Here is a 16,846-nt window from a genome sequence, read left to right as displayed (position 1 = left end):
GTGCTCGGCTCGCGCCGGCCGGACATGGCCGGGTTCAACAAGCCGCCTGGGATCGCCCGGTGAAGGAGGGATCATGAACCGTTACCCGCCCCTCGCCGACCACGGCATGGTCGGCGATCTTCAGACGGCAGCCCTCGTGTCCTCCGGCGGAACGATCGACTGGTGGTGCACTCCTCGCTTCGACTCACCCAGCGTCTTCGCCTCGCTCCTCGACAGTGAGCGCGGAGGCTGCTGCCGGCTCGCCGCGGATCTCCCCGACGACAGTGGTGCCACGGTCCACCAGCTGTACCTCTCCGACACCGCCGTCCTGGTCAACCGTTTCCTTGCCCCCGGTGGCGTCGGCGAAGTCGCCGACTTCATGACACCGATCGACAGCACCACTGCGACGGACCGGCACCGCCTGGTCAGAGTCGCCCGGGTGGTCAGGGGCAGCCTGCCGTTCACGTTCGCCTGCAGCCCGCGTTTCGACTACGCACGTGCCCCGCACTCCCTCACACGAAGCGGCGACCGCTCGGCGGTCTTCCACGGTCCGGGGACGGACCTTCATCTCCAGGCCACCGACCTCGTTCCCCTGCGGACCGAGGGCGACGACATCACGGCCCGCTTCACCCTCGGGGCAGGCGAGATGGCCGCCGTCGTGCTGACCAGCACCGTGAGCGGCGCACCCGTCCCGCACACGCCCTCCATGGACGCCGTCGCCGAGGAACTCGAGGCATGCCGCGCCTTCTGGCACGCATGGCTGCGCTCCTCCACCTACCGCGGTCGCTGGCAGAACATGGTCAACCGCTCGGCGATCACGCTCAAACTGCTCACCTACGCCCCCACCGGTGCGCCGATCGCCGCCGCGACCATGGGACTGCCCGAGCAGATCGGCGGCGAACGCAACTGGGACTACCGCTACACGTGGATCCGGGACGCCTCGCTGTCGGTCCGGGCCCTGATCGACCTGGGCTTCGAGCGGGAGGCGCACGCCTTCCGCCACTGGCTGCGCGACCGCACGGAGGCCGGCGCGACCGCCTCGGGCGACCCCTTGCAGATCATGTACCGGGTCGACGGGGAGCCCCACCTGAGCGAGGAGACCCTCGGCCACCTGGAGGGCTACATGGGCTCGGCGCCCGTACGGGCGGGCAACGCGGCGGCCGACCAGCTCCAGCTCGACATCTACGGTGAGGCGGCCGACGCCCTCGCCGTGGGCGGCGACATCGGTGCCATCCGCGGCTGGAAGGCGTTCAGCGACGTGCTGGACTGGCTCGCCGACAACTGGGACCGCCCAGACGAAGGCATCTGGGAGACCCGCGGGGGCCGCCAGAACTTCACCTACAGCAGGCTGATGACCTGGGTCGCCTTCGACCGCGGTGTCCATCTGGCGACCACCTACTCCCGGCCGGCCGATGTCGCCCGCTGGACCGGGGTCCGTGACGCGGTCTTCCGTCAGATCGCCCAACGCGGCTGGAGCGAGAAGCGCCAGGCGTTCGTGCAGCACTACGCCACCGACGTCCTGGATGCCTCGCTGCTGCTGATGCCGCGGGTCGGTTTCGTCTCCCCGCGGGACCCGGACTGGCTCACCACTCTCGACGCCATGGACGAGGAACTGGTCAGCGACAGCCTGGTCTACCGGTACGACCCTGCTGCCTCCCCCGACGGTCTGCGCGGCTCGGAGGGGACCTTCAACCTCTGCAGCTTCCTCTACGTCGAAGCCCTGGCCCGGTCCGGCAGGCTCCAACAGGCCCGCTACGCCTTCGACAAGATGCTCACCTACGCCAACCACGTCGGCCTGTTCGCCGAGGAGATCGGACCTTCGGGGGAACAACTGGGCAACTTCCCCCAGGCGTTCACGCACCTCGCCCTGATCGCCGCCGCCATTGCCCTCGACGAAGAGCTCGACAAGGCGGAGATCCGGCCGGGGGCCGGTACCGGATACCGGCGTCAACCGGGCGGGGAGGCGCCCGGTGGCTGAGGCGGGGACGTCGGGGCGGCCGTCGACGGGTTTTCGCCCCCGTGGCCCTCGCCGTAACGGACTTGCACAAAGGGCGACAACGACGCGGCGGCGCGCAGTGATGCGGCGTTCCGACGTGCCGGATCGAGCGGACCCGGATGCGGCAGCGGCGAGCCGGGTGCGCCGTCATGCGAGCAATCGCCAGTATCGCTCGCGCGGACCCTCGGGCACGGCATGGCCGAGCGTCCCCATGACGTCCGCGGCCGCGATGGCGTCCCGGACGTGCCTGGCCGCCCACCACCGCCACTGGTGATCGGATGGGGCCGGGACGTCATCCGGCCCGGCCACGGCGTCCAGAGTTCGGCCGCCCGGCCGGCGGCGGCCTTCGCCGCAGCGGACAGCCCCGCGGGCCCCTGGCTCGATCGGAGCCGAGAGTTTTGGAGGGCAGGGCAAAAGGAAGATTCCAGGTGTTCTACGCTGATTGGGGTGATTCGTGATAGATACGATTTGTGCCCCACAAAGAGAATCTGAACACTGCGGATTCCAGCAAAGAGCCTTCCCCAGAACGCTCGCTGCTGGCGTCGGTCGTCACCGATCCCGGGCATCTCCCCGAACTCCTCGCCGATTTCGCCGTCCGCCGGATCGGTCCCGCAGTGCCCGAAACGATCGCCCGGCTTCGGCGGGACCACCCCGACGCCACCGAGGCGGAGCTGCGAGCCCGGGTGGTCGCTCGCGGCCGACGGGCCGTCGTGTCCGAGGGATCCGTGGTGGGCGGCCCGTTCCTCGTGCTCATTCCCGTCGCGTTCTGCGCGGCGCTGCTCCGCCAGGCACGTACGGTCCTGGAGCTGGCCGCCCTCAGCGGCCGCGACCCCACGGCGAGCGCCCGCGCCGGCGAACTCCTCGTCCTCCAGGGCGTGTACGAGGACACCCGGCAGGCGCAGCACGCGCTCGCCCGGACCGAACGCGCCGCCGGGGCACCCGCCAGGAGGCGATGGGGGGCCATGTGGGACGTCACCCTGCGCATGGCCCACCTCCTGGGCGTGCTCGCGGCGGAGGAGGAGAGTCAGGCCGCGGGACGCGTACGCCGGGTCGCCGTCCAGGCCTGGCGGTGGCTCCTCCTCGGCGTGGTCTTCCTGGTCGGACTGGTCGCCCCCCTCGTCTGGCTCCCGTACATGGCGGTGGCCTACCAGCGCGCCGACGCCCGCCTGGCACAGCGTGTCCTCGCCTACTACTCCGCTGACACCGCACCCGCCACGCGCCACCGGATCTCCCACCCCGAACCGGAAGCAGTGGCGGCCGCGCTCCGCGCGCTCCTCTCTCTCCTCGTGCCGCTCGTCCTGGCCGCCGTGACCTTCCTGACCGGCCTGCGCATCGCCGACAGCAGCTGGCCGGTCCTCGGCATCGCCCTGGCCACAGCGTCTACCGCGGTCGGCGCGCTCTGGTTCTGGCACCACCATCGGCGCCGCTCGCCGTCCTCCAGCAGTTGACGGGCGCCCTACCACCGCGCCGGTGAGCAGGGCTCTGGACTTCATCGCCCTCTCCTGCTCGAGGGGGCGTTGCCGGAGAGCCCTTTGTCCCCCTGGGCCGTGGCGACCGCGGCAGTGACGTCGAGCCCGACCCAGTCGGCGCCAGGGGGGAGCATCCCGCTGCCGAGCGCGGTGGTGGTCCGGGCGGAGGCGGGGCGGGACAGGGGGCCGCCCACCCCGGTGCTGCCGGCGAATGGGCTGACCGGCCGACCGGGGCCCCTCGCCCGGGTCGTCGGCCGGGTCGCGCCGGGCGCGGACCTCCAGGAAGGCCCGACCACCTGTCGACGTCTGCCCGGAGCGGGTCGCAGCGGACGCCGACAGAAGGCGTCAGCCGGGCCAGACCCCGGTCAGGCGGCGGGTGGCGGCGGCGCCGCTGCGGTCAACGGCGGCCTTGACCGCGGCAAAGATCGCGCCCTGCAGGGACGCGGCGAAGAGGATCTCACGCCAGGTACGGTCCTGGTCGGTGGCGTCCGGGGCGTCCTCGTCGTGCCCGAGCTTCTTCCAGACCTGCTTGAACACCGCACCGGCCAGCACGCCGCTGACAGCGCCCAGGGCCACCCCGACCGGCTTGTAGGCGATCTTGGACGCTTTCATCGGTGCCTCCGGGAACGACGGACGATCAGCAGCGCGATCAGGGCGCCGGCCGCGGCGAGCAGCGGCGTGCGGTTGGCCCGGGCGGCCTGCATGACGTGGCCTGCCCTGGTGCGCACTGGCTCGGGAGCCTTGTCCCGGGCGAGCTGACCGACATGGGATGCCTTGTCGCGGACCTGCCCGGTAGCGACGGCTGCTTTGGCGCGCACAGGTTCCGGCGTCTTGTCCTGCACGACGTGCGCCGCGTGGGCCGCCTTGTCGAGCAGCTGGGTCCTGGCCTGCGCGGTCTTCTCGGCGACCTGGTGCCTGACGGCGACCGTCTTCTCCTGGGCGCGGGTTCTGACATCGGCCTTCGCGGCGAGGGCCTCGACCGTCTCGCCCAGTTCCTGACGCGTGCCCTCGACCTGCTCGCGCAGCTCATCCGGGGACGGCGCCTTCTCGTTGCCGGTGTGCGGCTTGTCTTCGGTCATCGCTGTGCCCTCTCCTTGATCTCGGCCACGTCGGCCCTGACGCGTTCCTGCGTCTGTTTCGGCGTGGGCGGGGAAGCCTGGTTGGTCTGCTGCTTGCCAAGTACCGCCATCAGTGCGGCGATGGCGGCCAGCACGCCGGCGACGATCAGCGCGGCCGCCCACACCTCCGTCACGAGCGCCAGGGCGGCGATCGCGGTGGCCGCCAAAGCCTGCAGGGCGAGACCCCACCAGGCCGGCGCCACCGAAAAAGCCACCACTCCCACCGAACCGCTTGCCCTCTGGGGCATCTCCGCCTGCGAGGCACGCGGACCAGTTCGCCCACCGGCTCCTGTGGCACGCTGCCCGGCTGGTGGGGCGTGGTCGTTCACCTGTCCTTCTTCAGTGTTTCGGGCGGCCCCGGTGACGTCCGTCGTGCTCGCCACTTGCCTTGTCCTGTCCCTCGGCGTCGATCAATCGGCGGTCCCTCCTTCCAGCGTGTTGCCGAGTGCCCAGCCTCCCCACATCGACGCATCACCGATCGTCACACCAGTTCCGCCACAGCAGCCGTGGGGCGGCGCGCACCAGGGCGGCCGACGCCAGACCGATGGCGCCACCGACCGCCACGTCAGAGGGATAGTGCGTACGGCAGTGCACCCTTTCTACGGCCACCGTCACCGCACAAGCGGCTGCGGCATCAGCCACACCGGCGCGACCCCACCGGCGAAGGCGATGGCGGCGGCCGTGTACCCGGACGGGAAGGAGGAGCTGTCCGGGCGGTCCTCCACGTCCTGTGCCGGGACCCACTCCTCAGGCGGACAACATCCGCCGCGCCAGCCGGACATCCGTGGCGCGCACGTCCGCGAAACCAGTCATGACCAGCAGCTTCCCGTCCCGGGCCGCCTCACACAGTCCCACGACCCATCGGACATTCCCCGCAGCCGGAACCAAAGAGACAGCCGGTCACTCGGACTCGAGACGGCGGCGGTCCTCCTCGTCCCACTTGCGCGTGTCGCGCGGCTGGACGTACGGCTCGTCACCGGCTGGATGACCGCCCACAACGGCGCGCTGGCGGTTCATCTCCGCGTCGAACTCCAGGCCGAGCAGGATCGCCAGGTTCGTGATCCACAGCCACACCAGGAAGATGATGACGCCGGCCAGCGTGCCGTAGGTCTTGTTGTACGAGGCGAAGTTCGCCACGTAGAACGCGAATCCGGCCGAGGCGATCATCCAGATCAGCAGCGCCAGGAAGCTGCCCGGGGTGATCCAGCGGAAGCCGCGGACCCTGGCGTTCGGCGTCGCCCAGTACAGGATGGCGATCATGATCGTGACCAGGACCACGAGCACCGGCCACTTCGCGATCGACCACACCGTCAAGAACGTGTCCTCGATGCCCAGCGCGCTGCCGACCTGCTGGGCCAGACCGCCGGTGAAGACGACGATCAGCGCACTGATCACGGCAAGGACCATCAGCACCACAGTCACACCGACACGCACCGGCAGTACCTTCCATACCGGACGGCCCTCCGGAACGTCGTAGACCGCGTTCGCGCTCCGAATGAACGCGGCAACGTACCCCGAGGCCGACCACACCGCGATCACCAGACCGACGATCGCCATGATCGAGCCGATCCCGGCGTTGCCCTGCAACTGCTGAACAGCGTTGCGCAGCACGTCCTGCGCCGCGCCCGGAGCGAGCCTCTGGATGTTGTCCAGCACCTGTTGCGTCGCGGACTGGCCGACGATCCAGAGCAGCGAGACAAGCGCCAGCAGTGCCGGGAACAGCGCCAGGATCCCGTAGTAGGTCAGCGCCGCAGCCCGGTCGGGGGCGGCGGGTTGTGGTTCGGCTGCTGTGCGCCGGGCGGGTATCCGGCTGCGGGGTCGCCGAACGACCCCGGCAGCCGCACGCGCGGGCGTCCCGCTTCCGCTGATCGCCGGGCGCCGGGGCTGGGAAGGGGTCAGGCGGGGGTGACGTTCTCGGCCTGGGGTCCCTTCGGCCCTTGGACAACCTCGAACTGGACCTTCTGCCCCTCGGTGAGCTCGCGGAATCCGGTCGTGGCGATGGCCGAGTAGTGGACGAACACGTCCGGGCCGCCGCTGTCCTGGGCGATGAAGCCGAAGCCCTTCTCCGGGTTGAACCACTTCACCGTGCCGGTAGCCATCGTGCTTGTTCTCCTTCGTGCGGACACGGGACGTGCCCGTGTCGGGCGTGCGAAGCGATCCTCACGGCTGCCCGGCTTCCCGCGCTGCCGACACGCCCACACGCATGAGTGATCGTTCGCCGGCCGGTGAAGTCGGCATGACGGGGCTTGGCAGACACACGCTGTGCCTGCGAATCCTCGCCCGTGGTCGGGGTCTGCCCGCTCGGTGTGTGCGTCGGCGGGTTCAGCGGCTGCTCTGCCGCTCTGACGGCGGCAGTGGCAGGCCAGGGAGCGGAGCATGTTGCGCGGCTCGCTCATGGCGACGGCGGCCGGGGTGTCGTGTCCGCTCACGTCGCCGACGACGAGCGCGGTCGCACCGTCCGGGAGGGTGCAGTCGTAGCAGTCGCCGCCGACCTGGGCGGCGGTGGCTGCGGGCACGTAGCGGGCAGTCATGGCGAACGGCAGGTCCGCGGGCAGCGGGCGGGAGCAGGGAGTGCTGCGGATGTCTCCGCGGCATGGAACATGCTGCCCTCTCCCGGTCCCGCGGAGTCCGCGGACCCGCTCCGCGTGTCCTGCGCGGCGCCGGCCCGCTGCTGCTCGACGTGGGAGATCTGCGATCGGCCGGTCGAAGTCCGGCCCAGGGGGTGTCATGACCGCCGCGGCGGCTGTATCCACCCCAGGGACCGCTCGACGGCTCGTTGCCAGCAGTCGTATTCGCGCTCCCGCCGTTCGGAATCCATGGCCGGCAGCCACTGGGCGGCCCGGTGCCAGTTGCGGCGCAGGACCTCCATGTCCGGCCAGTAGCCGGCCGCGAGGCCGGCGGCGTAGGCGGCGCCGAGCGAGACCGTCTCGGCCACCAGAGGCCGTACCACGGGAACGTCGAGCACGTCGGCGAGGAACTGCATGAGCAGGTTGTCGGAGGTCATGCCGCCGTCCACCTTGAGCTGCTTCAGGGCGAGCGCGGAATCGGCGTTCATGGCGTCGACGACCTCCCGTGTCTGCCAGCCAGTGGCTTCCAGGACGGCTCGGGCCAAGTGGCCCTTCGTGATGTACGAGGTGAGGCCGACGATGACGCCGCGGGCGTCGCTCCTCCAGTGGGGTGCGAACAGACCGGAGAACGCGGGGACGATGTAGCAGCCGCCGTTGTCCTCGACCGTGCGCGCGAGCGTCTCGATCTCGGGTGCGCTGTTGATCAGACCCAGTCGGTCGCGGAACCACTGGACCAGCGAGCCGGTGACGGCGATCGGCCCCTCCAGGGCGTAGACCGCGGGCTGCTGCGCGATCTTGTACGCGACGGTGGTGAGGAGCCCGTGCCGGGACCGGACGACGTCGGAGCCGGTGTTCATCAGCAGGAAACTGCCGGTCCCGTAGGTGCACTTGGCCTCGCCGGGCGAGAAGCAGGTCTGCCCGAACAAGGCCGCCTGCTGATCGCCGAGGGCGGCCGTGATCGGGACCCCCGGGAGCACGGAGCGTGCCTCGCTGTAGAACTCGGCCGAGGGCCGGATCTCCGGCAGCATCTGGCGCGGGACTCCGAAGAACTCCATGAGCTCGTCGTCCCAGGTCAGCGCCCGCATGTTGATGAGCATGGTGCGGCTGGCGTTGGTGGCGTCGGTGATGTGCAGGCCGCCGGCCGTTCCGCCGGTGAGGTTCCAGATCAGCCAGCTCTCCATCGTGCCGAACAGCACCTCGCCGTCCCGGGCACGCTGCTCCAGTCCCTCGACGTGATCGAACAACCAGCGGATCCGGGGGGCGGAGAAGTAGGTCGAGGGCGGCAGGCAGCAGCGTTCGAGGAAGAACTCGTCCCCGGGCCGGGTTCTCAGCTCGTCGACGAGCGGCGCGGTGCGGGTGTCCTGCCAGACGATCGCCTTTCCCAGCGGCGCACCGGTCCGCCGGTCCCAGAGCACGGTCGTCTCCCGCTGGTTCGCGATCCCGATGGCGGCGATCTGCCCGGCGTCCACGTCGGCGTGGGACAGTGCCTCGGGCACCACGCGCTGCAGGTTGCGCCAGATCTCTACAGCGTCGTGCTCGACCCATCCGGGCTGGGGAAAGTACTGGCGATGCTCACGCTGGGCGACCGACACCAGCCCCCCGCGGTGGTCGAACAGGATGCATCGAGTGGAGGTGGTGCCCTGGTCGATGGACATCACATACCGTGCAACCATGATCGGGCCTGCCTTCCGATGTATCGCGGAGCCGCGGTGCCTACCAGCGGGCCGCGCCCAGGTCTCTGGAGATCGCCCGTGCGGCCTCCCTGAGCAAAGTGATCAGGGAGGATCGGGGCCGGCCTCCCGTGTCGCAGATCCGCTCGACCGGGCCTGATACGCCCAGCGCGCCCACTACGAGCCCGCCGTGCCCCCGGATCGGCGTGGCGATTCCGGCGTCACCCATGCTCATTTCCTGCACCTCGGAGCCCCAGCCGAGCTCTCGAATCTCGCCGAGCGCCCGGTTGAGATCGTCGGGGAGCACCAGGGTGTGCCGGGTGTAGGCCTCCAGTCCGGCCTTCAGCAACGGCTCGACGGGCGCGGACCCGAAGGCCAGCAGGACCTTGCCGAGCGAGGAGGCGTGCAGCGGCAGCAGCGCACCCACGTCCAGGGTCTGGAGGGTGTCGTCCGGCCGGAAGACATGGTGGACGATGAGCACCTTCCCCTCCAGGGGTGTGCCCAGGCGGACGGCCTCCCCGCTGCGGGCTGCCAGGGCGTCGGCCCAGTTGAGGGAGCGCGACCGCAACTCGTTGACGTCGAGGTAGCTGGTACCGAGATGGAGCAGAGCGGCTCCGAGCTGGTACTTTCCGGTGGCAGCGTCCTGCTCCACGAAGTCCACGTGCTGCAGGGTGCGCAGAATGCCATGGGCGGTGCCTTTGGCCAGTCCGAGCGACGACGCCACCTCGCCCAGTCCCAGCCTGCGGGGACCGGCGGCGAGCAGACGCAGGATCGCCGCCGCCCGTTCTATGGACTGCACCGGGCCGACCATAGGACGATCGTAGTCCGGCGGCTCTTCGCACAGGACCTCCGTTCGGTAATGCCGACCTCTGTTCATTGACCGACCCCTGCTCCGTCCTTAGCGTTTCATCACGCCCGGCACCGGCCGGCAGCGCTTCCCGAGGAGGACGGGCCATGACAGTGGCGCAGCTCAGCACAGAGCTTCCCGAAGACGTCACGTACGTCTTTCCGCTGCCACACGCCCCTGGGGCCGCCTCGGTCATGCGTCGGCGCGTACGCGCGGTCCTCGCCGACTGGCACCTGGCCTCGGACGTCGCCGAGGACGTGATTTTGCTGGCCTCGGAGCTGCTCACCAATGCGATCACCCACGCCCTGCCCCCGGCGACGCTGCGGATGTCGCAGGTCCTCGTGGACGGGCTCAAAGCCGTACACGTCGAGGTGACGGACGCGGGACCCGCGGCTCCGGCCGACCCGCCGGCTTGCGGGCTCGACCCGGACGAGCACGGCCGAGGCATCGAAATCGTCATGGCGCTGTCGGCCCGGCATGGCGTGCGAGAGGGTGCCGACGGGACCAGTTGGTGGGCAGACGTGGTCGTGAGATGAGATGACGAAGACACGACAGGCTCTGCCAGAGAGACACAAGGCGCCATCGCCGACACATTCGGCACTCCGGGCACGTGGGACGCATGGGCCGACGCCCAAGCTCCGGGCCTTCACCTTCGCCACTCAGCCGAAATTCGCGCGCCCGGTGGCCCCTGGTCGGCCAGGCTGTAGGGGATGCTGACCCGAGCGAGCGGACGCGGGTCCGGGCAGTCGAGGCCAGGAGGAACGGCGCAACATGGTGGAACGGTGCTTCGATGCATGCGGCCGTCTCCGCGGCCAGGATCGCCGGGTCCAGGCCGGCACGGGCTGAACCGTCGGCCACGGGGCCAGGAGATACAGCCTGCGCAACAACCGATTATTAATGGCCTAATGGCCGCCGAAGCCGCCGCTCGGATCGGTGAGCCGCGCAAGCAGCGTCACACGGTCACCCGGACTTCCACCCTCTGGTCGAGGAACGAGCACTTCGCCGTCGAACAGCCGCTGTTGATGCCGCTGCCGGAGGACCCTTTCCGGGCCGGGAGGGTGTTCACCCCTGGGCCGACCGCTACAGCCGGATCACCGTCCGCGGTAACCGCTACTCGGTGCCGGTCAGGCAAGCCGGCTGACGAGAACGGCCGAAGAGGCCGTCGCCTGCTGCCGGTTGAGCGCCTCCAAGACGCGGTCGCGGAGAAGCTCGTACTCCTGCCGGAGCCTGCGCCATTCGGTCTCGGGCGGGCGGGCAATCACGATGCCTCCGGTGACGATCTCCTGCGGCCCGAACTGCTCGCGGGTGAGGTCGATCTCCATGCCCAAGCCCAGGCGGTTCCACCAGTGGTAGTCCACACGCTCTCCGTCGACGTGGACCTCTCCCCGGATCAACTCACCTCCCAGCAGGTCATTGAGCACCATGGCGGTCACCCCGCACTGATCCCGGGCCGGATTGTCCTTGGTCCAGCGCGATCGGAACTCAGGCGTGCACGTCTCGGCACTCCAACTGCTGCGAACGGCTCGTTCGATGTCGGTGAGAAGCAACGGTGTCATGTCGGTGATCGTGTCAGGAGGCACTGACAACGGCCGGACGCTGACAGACACGTCAACCGACTGGTGCCTTCAAACCCCTGGTACGCGACCTCGCCCGCCGTAGTGGCCAGCATCCCGTCGGCGTCCAGGTGGAGCCGAGTGAGGGGGCAGCAGCGATGTCAGGTGACCGGCCAGTTCGGTCGCCAGGACACGTCGATGTCCTCGACTCGCATGCTCGGTCGGCAGAGCCCTGGCCGGTGAGGGCGGAAGGTGTGTTGGATCAGCCTCTTCCGCCGCTCCCTGCCTCATCAGCAGTCAACGGTGGTGTACTTCGTCGCGGGCTCAGTGCCGGTGCCGGCGTCCTTCGCAGGGATCTCCCACAGGGCGACCCCACCGTACCGGTCCTCGATGATGACCAGCCCGCCCTGCGAGGACACGTTGAAGTCGGTGATGGCCTTGTACTCCTGATAGGGCTCCGTCTCGGCATAGGGCGTGTAGTCGTCGATGCAGCCCTGCCACGGGGCGTCCGAGTAGCCCGCTGTCTCGGCGCTGTCGCCGTTCTTTTCCCACCTGATGAAGTCGTCGGTGACGTCCCCGAGCCGACCGCCGGTCTTGGACGTCATGGTGAAGGAAGCGGCCAAGGCGTACTTGCCGGGCAGCGAAAGTGTCCTGTCCTTGGCGAACGCGTCCCGGTAGGCGACACCGGTCAGGGTCACCTGCATGGGGCGCCCCGTGTCGTCGCGAAGGGTCACCGTGTCACCGATCGTCCGCGCCGAATCCCTATCCTCGTCCGCGGGGGCTTCTACGCTCCGCGTATCCGTCGGCTTTGGTGCACCTTGGCCGACGGGCTGTTCGGCCTCGGCTCCGCATGCCGAGATAGCCATGGCTATGGCCAGTACAACCGCGGCGGTTGTCTTCTTCGTGGACATCGGTGAATCATCCCCCGACGCGCAGGGTGTGGGGACGGGCGTGCTGGGGGAGCGCGTCCGACGCTGAGGCGCATCCCGTGCGTCCGCGGTGCCGCCGACCTCCCTGGAGCGGTGCGCAAGTGCGTGAACGCTCCGGTATGTTCTTCCGGACTCGTGGGCGGGCGAGTTTTCCTGGGGGGCGAATGGGGCGATCATGGTTGATGAACGGCTTGACGCCGACTGGGTCCGCGGCTGGTGTGAGCAGGCGGATGCGGCGCTCGCGGAGCTGATGCAGTCGTTCCGGGTGCGGCACGGCTTCGCACCCGGCAGGAACGTGGTCGTGCTCGGTGCGGAGGAGAGCCACAAGGCGACGGCCGCGCTCGTGGAACTGACGCCGATCCCCTCGGACCTGACCACGATGTACTGGGTGATCGACGAGGTCTCCCTGCCCGATGTGGACAGCGGCTACTTCATCCACCCGGCCTCAACAGTCGCAGGCCACTTCCGCGAGTACGGGGCCGTCCAGATCGACGGGGAAGAGCCTGCCCTGGTCTTCGCCGGCGACGGCGGCGGCCATCTGTTCGCGCTCGCAGGCTCCGGGCGGGTGTGGCGGTCCACCACCGCCTCGTGGTCCGGTCAGTTCGACCTCGCCGCAGCCACCCTTCAAGAGTTTCTGGAAGGGCTTGCTCGACGGATCAACAGTCAGCTCTGACCACCAGCAGAAGAGGGAGCTGAATCACGATCGAACGTGCAATGACCGGCGCGCACGGAGGGCCGGTAGCAGCATCGAGCCCTCTGTTGACCCGCGCTCTCACCCTGGAGTCCGGGCGAGCCCGCCAGCTCCTCGCCGCAGGCGAGTGGCGCCTGTCCTCGGCGGACGCCGAGGCGGCGGTGGCTGTCCTCGCCCGCCTCACCGCCCCGCTCCCGGCCCGGCGGGGCACAGCGGCGCGGGCCCGGGCGACGGACCGGGACAGACGGCTTCAACGCATTCTGCGGACTACCGTCCACCACCTCGACGCCGGTGCTGTCAGCCCGCCTGCCGCCGCCCTCCTGGCCGCCGTCGCCCGCGCCCTGCTGCCCTGGCACGCTGCCCCGAATCCACCCATCGCGGCTGCGGCCCCGAGGTATGGAACCGTGCCGGGGACAACGGAAGGCGTGGTGCCGCCGACCGAAGCGGGCGAAGCCCTGCTCCCCGAGCTGACCGCACTGTTCACCGCCATCGCCGCGCCGGGCGCGACCGGCGCTGTCCCGCTCACACCGCCGATTGAGCCCTGGCAGGTCCGATACGTGGGTAGATTCCGTCGCCACACCAGACCCGCGCCGCGGGTATGGACAGCCGAAACTGTCGGCTGCCCAGAGTGCGGAGGCGAGGACGGCCCGTGGACCGTGACCTGCGATTGGCGTCGGGCCACGTTGGGCTGCCCCTGCGGGGTGGTGAGTCGCGAGCACGGTCTCTCCCTCTCCGAGATCTGGCTCGTGCTGCCGGAGACCTGACTGGGCATCCGAGTCGGTGCGTGTCACGGGTGGCCCCTTGGTCCGGACATCCACGGCGTCCGGCCGTCGTCGAAACCGTCGGCCGCTCGGCCCCACGAGTGACACCCTGGGCACCGACTTGGCCGGACGGGTTGACCAAAGGCAAGGCTGCGCGGGCCTTTGCCGAAGCTATCCGTGTATAGGCACCGGGAGGCGATCACTTGCCTGGGGCGCTCAGCCCGCCTGCGGAAAGCCCGCCGCAGGCCCCGCCGTGCCGGAGCCGAACCGGGCGTTGAGCGCGTCGATGGCCTGCTCGGCCTGCAACCGGTGCTCCCGGCCGACGTCGAAGGAGAGCTGCTCGGCAACGGTGGCCGCGTCCACCAGCTGCTCGCAGCGCAGGGCGACCGCCCGCACCCGGGCACGTTGCAGCCCGAGGGACCGGTACACCTCGTACGCCGCGTCGCGCAGATCGTCGGTGTGCGCGGACGGCCCGCCGGGCAGTCGGCGGCTGCGGTGCAGCTGGGTGCGGTCGGCGAAGGTCACGGTCAGCGTCACGGCCTTCGCCGCCTGCCGGCGTCCGCGCAGCCGCTCGCCGAGCTCGACCGCCAGCGACAGCAGCGCAGAGCGCACCAGATCCGGCGCCAGCGTGTCAGTCGGGAAGCGGCGCTGCGCGGCCGCGCTGTGCGGCAGCTCGGCCGGCACCACCCGGTGACGGTCGATACCGCGGGCCCGCTCGCTCAGCAGCCGGCCCGCCTTCCCGCCCAGGACCCGCTGCACCGTCGACTCCGGCAGATTCGCCAGCAGCCCGATCGTCTCCACCCCGTACGTCATCAGCGTCCGCTCCTGGGCGGGGCCGATTCCGTGCAGCTCGCCGACCGGCCGCGGGTGAAGGAACGCCGCGACCGCCTCGGGACTGGAACCGACCGCACGCACGCCGCCCTGCGTCGGCTCCCGGGACGCCATCGCCGCGATCGTCCAGTTGGGCCCCACTCCGATCGCCACGGGCAAGCCGTACCGTGCCAGTGCCCGCGTCCGGATCATCAGGGCCAACTCCGCCGGATCGCGCTCGAAATACCGGATGCTGCCGGAGACGTCCGCCACGGCAGCCGACGGAGGCAAGGCCTGCACCATGGGCGTCACACCCGCTACCAGGCCGAGCAGCAGCCGGTACAGCTCGGGATCGACATCCCTCGGGCAGCGCAGATGAAGAATCGGCGAACCGGCCCCCACGGCCCGAACATGCTGCTCGTCCATGGCGACACCTCCCACCCCCACCGTACTCGAACAGGAATCGAACAGCATCGGGAGGCTGCTGCACATCCATCCGCCCCGCCGGACGTCCCACGACCGCTGTGACTGAGCGCTTCAGCCGGCCGCTGAGCGTTCTGGTCGGCGGGGCTCGACGGCGGACCGCTGCGCCACCTGCCTGCCCGGGTGTCGTACCCGCGCCTATGGTCACTCGATGACTTACGAAGGCACACACCCCACCGTTCTCGTGCAGGTGGGCGACCAGCACGCACAAATCGACGAGAAGCTCGCCCCCACGATCCAGGCCGGAACTGACCCGGCGCCTGCGCGCGTACGCGGCAGGCCGTTCGGTGGCGCCCGCCCCCACCGAGAGCTACCGACGAAATGGGGTTCGCGGGGTGACGGAATGGGGCGGGCATCAGTCGGTGGGGCGGCCGCCTCGCGTGCGGCTGACCTCTCGCAGCGAAGGTTGAGTGTTCTCATCGAACATTGAACGCCATCGGGTCGGCGCGGTCAGCGGTCTTGGCTTATGCGCACCCGGCGGAGGCGGGCGCCGCAGGTATCCCCGTGCTGGGTGAGCCGTTCAACGCGGCCGCCGCCGGGAGTAGCGCCGATCCGACCGGGCAGTGCGCCGGCGGTCTGTCGGCCCCGTCGGTCAACTCCGGCTTAGCTGTCGCGCGATGGCCTCCAGGAACTGATCCAGCGCCGCCTCGGGCGTCCGCCCCCGGGGCCGAGCCAGCCCCACCCGGCTCGGTGAGACCCCGCGGACTGGACGGAACACCACGTCCGGGTGGGAGTAGAAACGGGCCGCCGACGCCGGGGCCAGCGCCACGCAGCCGCCAGCCACCGCTCCGAGCCACTCGTCGGGACGGCTGGTGACGGCGCCGACCCGGACCGGGTGCCCGTCCCGCTCCTCCGCCGCCAGCCAGTGTTCCCTCCAGGCTCCGGTCTCGGCTCCGGCCGCGACGAACGGCTCGTCCCACAGCTCCCAGAACTCCACCGTCTCGCTGTGCGCCAGCGGATGCCGAGCTGGCAGCAGTACCCCGCGTTCCTCAACGAACAACTCCCGCACCGTCAACCTCTCCTGTCCCGGAAACGGCAGACGCACCACTGCTGCATCCGCCTCACCCCGGGCCAGGCCGGCGCTCGGATCCGACCAGTCGAACTGCCGGAGTTCCACCCGCCACTCCGGCTGCGCCTGGCGGAACTCGGCGATGACCTCGGGGACGGCGCCCACTGCGCCCGCGTCAAGGAAGCCCAGGCGCAGCACCCGCGCCGCCCGGCCGGTTGCCTGGACTGCCTCGTCCCAGCCGTCCAGCAGTGCGTGCACCCGCGAGGCGAGTTCACGGCCAGCCTCGGTCAGCGCCATCCCTGACCGCGAACGCGCGAAGAGCCGTACCCCGAGATCGTCCTCCAAGCGCCGGATCTGCTTGGTCAGCGCAGGCTGCGAGACGAACAGCCTCTGCGCTGCCCCGGTCAGAGTGCCCTCCTCCGCCACAGCGGCGAAGTACCGAAGCAGGCGCGTGTCCACATCCATGCCACCAGGTTATAGAAGCAGGTATTGGACGGTGCCGAAACGCCTGCGGACCCTGAAGGCATGACCGGTGCCCAGCTCGCGCTCCTCCTCGTCACCCTGCTCACCGCCGCCGTCAACGTCGGTATAGCCGCCGCCGACCTAGCCGGGGCGCGCTTCGTGCTGGCCAACTCAGCGAAGGTGGGTGTCCCTCGATCCTGGCTGCCCTGGCTGGCCGCCCTCAAGCTGGCTGGTGCGGCGGGCCTCCTCCTCGGCCTCTTCGACGCCGCACTGCGCCCCCTCGGCGCCGCCGCGGCCTGCGGTCTCGTCTTGCTCTACCTGGGCGCGCTCGCCTTCCATCTGCGCGCCCGCGTGCTCTACAACCTCGCGTTCCCCGGTTTCTACTTCGCCACCGCCGTCGCCTCGCTGGCCTTGACAGTGTCCTCCTGATGGCGGCACCACTCAATGTTCCCTACGTTGTCTGCGGGACCGGGCGAGCTTCGTGCGGATGACCGCGGCCTCG

Annotated in this window: 17 protein-coding genes and 1 pseudogene; 5 read left to right on the top strand and 13 right to left on the bottom strand. The window is 70.1% G+C overall.

Annotated elements, in window-relative coordinates:
- The first annotated feature begins 73 nt into the window (after nt 1-73).
- Together HW130_RS32650 and HW130_RS32645 are read left to right on the top strand one after the other, a co-directional pair.
- Nucleotides 74-1,957: a glycoside hydrolase family 15 protein gene (locus HW130_RS32650; protein WP_177153393.1), complete on the top strand. Its 1,884-nt coding sequence runs from the start codon at nt 74-76 to the stop codon at nt 1,955-1,957.
- Between the two features lie 488 nt (nt 1,958-2,445).
- Nucleotides 2,446-3,423, top strand: coding sequence for a hypothetical protein (locus tag HW130_RS32645; RefSeq protein WP_177153392.1), 978 nt, complete (start codon nt 2,446-2,448; stop codon nt 3,421-3,423).
- A gap of 366 nt (nt 3,424-3,789) precedes the next feature.
- Here HW130_RS32645 and HW130_RS32640 read toward each other — a convergent pair whose 3' ends face one another.
- The 9 genes and pseudogenes from HW130_RS32640 to HW130_RS32605 form a co-directional block, all read right to left on the bottom strand.
- Entirely contained in the window at nt 3,790-4,056 is a 267-nt protein-coding gene (locus HW130_RS32640) for a DUF4235 domain-containing protein (protein ID WP_177153391.1), read from the bottom strand.
- On the bottom strand, nt 4,053-4,523 hold the full coding sequence (locus HW130_RS32635; RefSeq protein WP_177153390.1) for a DUF3618 domain-containing protein: 471 nt from the start codon (nt 4,521-4,523) through the stop codon (nt 4,053-4,055). Before HW130_RS32635 ends, HW130_RS32640 begins: the two co-directional genes overlap by 4 nt.
- Nucleotides 4,520-4,777, bottom strand: a complete 258-nt coding sequence (locus HW130_RS32630) for a phage holin family protein (RefSeq protein WP_309140648.1) — start codon at nt 4,775-4,777, stop codon at nt 4,520-4,522. Before HW130_RS32630 ends, HW130_RS32635 begins: the two co-directional genes overlap by 4 nt.
- 256 nt (nt 4,778-5,033) lie before the next feature.
- On the bottom strand, nt 5,034-5,156 hold the full coding sequence (locus HW130_RS36455; RefSeq protein WP_309140650.1) for a hypothetical protein: 123 nt from the start codon (nt 5,154-5,156) through the stop codon (nt 5,034-5,036).
- Between the two features lie 306 nt (nt 5,157-5,462).
- On the bottom strand, nt 5,463-6,368 hold the full coding sequence (locus HW130_RS32620; protein ID WP_177153412.1) for a YihY/virulence factor BrkB family protein: 906 nt from the start codon (nt 6,366-6,368) through the stop codon (nt 5,463-5,465).
- 89 nt (nt 6,369-6,457) lie between these two features.
- Nucleotides 6,458-6,661, bottom strand: a complete 204-nt coding sequence (locus tag HW130_RS36450) for a cold-shock protein (RefSeq protein WP_256356487.1) — start codon at nt 6,659-6,661, stop codon at nt 6,458-6,460.
- Between the two features lie 264 nt (nt 6,662-6,925).
- A pseudogene (locus HW130_RS37145) lies at nt 6,926-7,093 on the bottom strand (SpoIIE family protein phosphatase); the annotation flags it as partial.
- Between the two features lie 194 nt (nt 7,094-7,287).
- A complete protein-coding gene (gene glpK, locus HW130_RS32610; RefSeq protein ID WP_177153388.1) occupies nt 7,288-8,802 on the bottom strand; it encodes a glycerol kinase GlpK in 1,515 nt (504 codons plus the stop codon).
- Nucleotides 8,803-8,842: 40 nt separating this feature from the next.
- Nucleotides 8,843-9,610, bottom strand: coding sequence for an IclR family transcriptional regulator (locus HW130_RS32605; protein ID WP_177153387.1), 768 nt, complete (start codon nt 9,608-9,610; stop codon nt 8,843-8,845).
- 143 nt (nt 9,611-9,753) lie between these two features.
- Between HW130_RS32605 and HW130_RS32600 the strand changes: the two genes are divergently transcribed.
- Entirely contained in the window at nt 9,754-10,182 is a 429-nt protein-coding gene (locus HW130_RS32600; RefSeq protein WP_177153386.1) for an ATP-binding protein, read from the top strand.
- Between the two features lie 588 nt (nt 10,183-10,770).
- Here HW130_RS32600 and HW130_RS32595 read toward each other — a convergent pair.
- Entirely contained in the window at nt 10,771-11,202 is a 432-nt protein-coding gene (locus HW130_RS32595; protein ID WP_177153411.1) for a hypothetical protein, read from the bottom strand.
- A 287-nt stretch (nt 11,203-11,489) separates the two neighbouring features.
- Nucleotides 11,490-12,110, bottom strand: coding sequence for a hypothetical protein (locus HW130_RS32590; protein ID WP_177153385.1), 621 nt, complete (start codon nt 12,108-12,110; stop codon nt 11,490-11,492).
- Nucleotides 12,111-12,303: 193 nt separating this feature from the next.
- Between HW130_RS32590 and HW130_RS32585 the strand changes: the two genes are divergently transcribed.
- On the top strand, nt 12,304-12,801 hold the full coding sequence (locus HW130_RS32585) for a hypothetical protein (protein WP_177153384.1): 498 nt from the start codon (nt 12,304-12,306) through the stop codon (nt 12,799-12,801).
- A 995-nt stretch (nt 12,802-13,796) separates the two neighbouring features.
- Here HW130_RS32585 and HW130_RS32580 read toward each other — a convergent pair.
- Nucleotides 13,797-14,816, bottom strand: coding sequence for a hypothetical protein (locus tag HW130_RS32580; protein ID WP_177153383.1), 1,020 nt, complete (start codon nt 14,814-14,816; stop codon nt 13,797-13,799).
- Between the two features lie 649 nt (nt 14,817-15,465).
- Entirely contained in the window at nt 15,466-16,347 is an 882-nt protein-coding gene (locus HW130_RS32575) for a LysR family transcriptional regulator (protein ID WP_177153382.1), read from the bottom strand.
- A gap of 60 nt (nt 16,348-16,407) precedes the next feature.
- On the opposite strand from HW130_RS32575, the gene HW130_RS32570 reads away from it, so the two are divergent.
- Complete coding sequence (locus HW130_RS32570; RefSeq protein ID WP_177153381.1) at nt 16,408-16,773, top strand: DoxX family protein; 366 nt, start codon at nt 16,408-16,410, stop codon at nt 16,771-16,773.
- Nucleotides 16,774-16,846 lie beyond the last annotated feature (73 nt).

The organism is Streptomyces sp. PKU-EA00015, from assembly GCF_013387495.1.
Lineage (GTDB): Bacteria > Actinomycetota > Actinomycetes > Streptomycetales > Streptomycetaceae > Streptomyces.
Note: the sequence above shows the minus strand (reverse complement) of the source record. Positions and strands in the feature narration are given on the sequence as shown.

Bases quoted from the DNA above. Each gene is read 5' to 3' on its own strand.
- HW130_RS32600 (WP_177153386.1), top strand. From the start codon at position 9,754: ATGACAGTGGCGCAGCTCAGCACAGAGCTTCCCGAAGACGTCACGTAC.
- HW130_RS32635 (WP_177153390.1), bottom strand. From the start codon at position 4,523: ATGACCGAAGACAAGCCGCACACCGGCAACGAGAAGGCGCCGTCCCCG.
- HW130_RS32585 (WP_177153384.1), top strand. From the start codon at position 12,304: ATGGTTGATGAACGGCTTGACGCCGACTGGGTCCGCGGCTGGTGTGAG.
- glpK (WP_177153388.1), bottom strand. From the start codon at position 8,802: ATGGTTGCACGGTATGTGATGTCCATCGACCAGGGCACCACCTCCACT.
- HW130_RS32640 (WP_177153391.1), bottom strand. From the start codon at position 4,056: ATGAAAGCGTCCAAGATCGCCTACAAGCCGGTCGGGGTGGCCCTGGGC.
- HW130_RS36450 (WP_256356487.1), bottom strand. From the start codon at position 6,661: ATGGCTACCGGCACGGTGAAGTGGTTCAACCCGGAGAAGGGCTTCGGC.
- HW130_RS32605 (WP_177153387.1), bottom strand. From the start codon at position 9,610: ATGGTCGGCCCGGTGCAGTCCATAGAACGGGCGGCGGCGATCCTGCGT.
- HW130_RS32580 (WP_177153383.1), bottom strand. From the start codon at position 14,816: ATGGACGAGCAGCATGTTCGGGCCGTGGGGGCCGGTTCGCCGATTCTT.
- HW130_RS32650 (WP_177153393.1), top strand. From the start codon at position 74: ATGAACCGTTACCCGCCCCTCGCCGACCACGGCATGGTCGGCGATCTT.
- HW130_RS32595 (WP_177153411.1), bottom strand. From the start codon at position 11,202: ATGACACCGTTGCTTCTCACCGACATCGAACGAGCCGTTCGCAGCAGT.
- HW130_RS32570 (WP_177153381.1), top strand. From the start codon at position 16,408: ATGACCGGTGCCCAGCTCGCGCTCCTCCTCGTCACCCTGCTCACCGCC.
- HW130_RS32590 (WP_177153385.1), bottom strand. From the start codon at position 12,110: ATGTCCACGAAGAAGACAACCGCCGCGGTTGTACTGGCCATAGCCATG.
- HW130_RS32575 (WP_177153382.1), bottom strand. From the start codon at position 16,347: ATGGATGTGGACACGCGCCTGCTTCGGTACTTCGCCGCTGTGGCGGAG.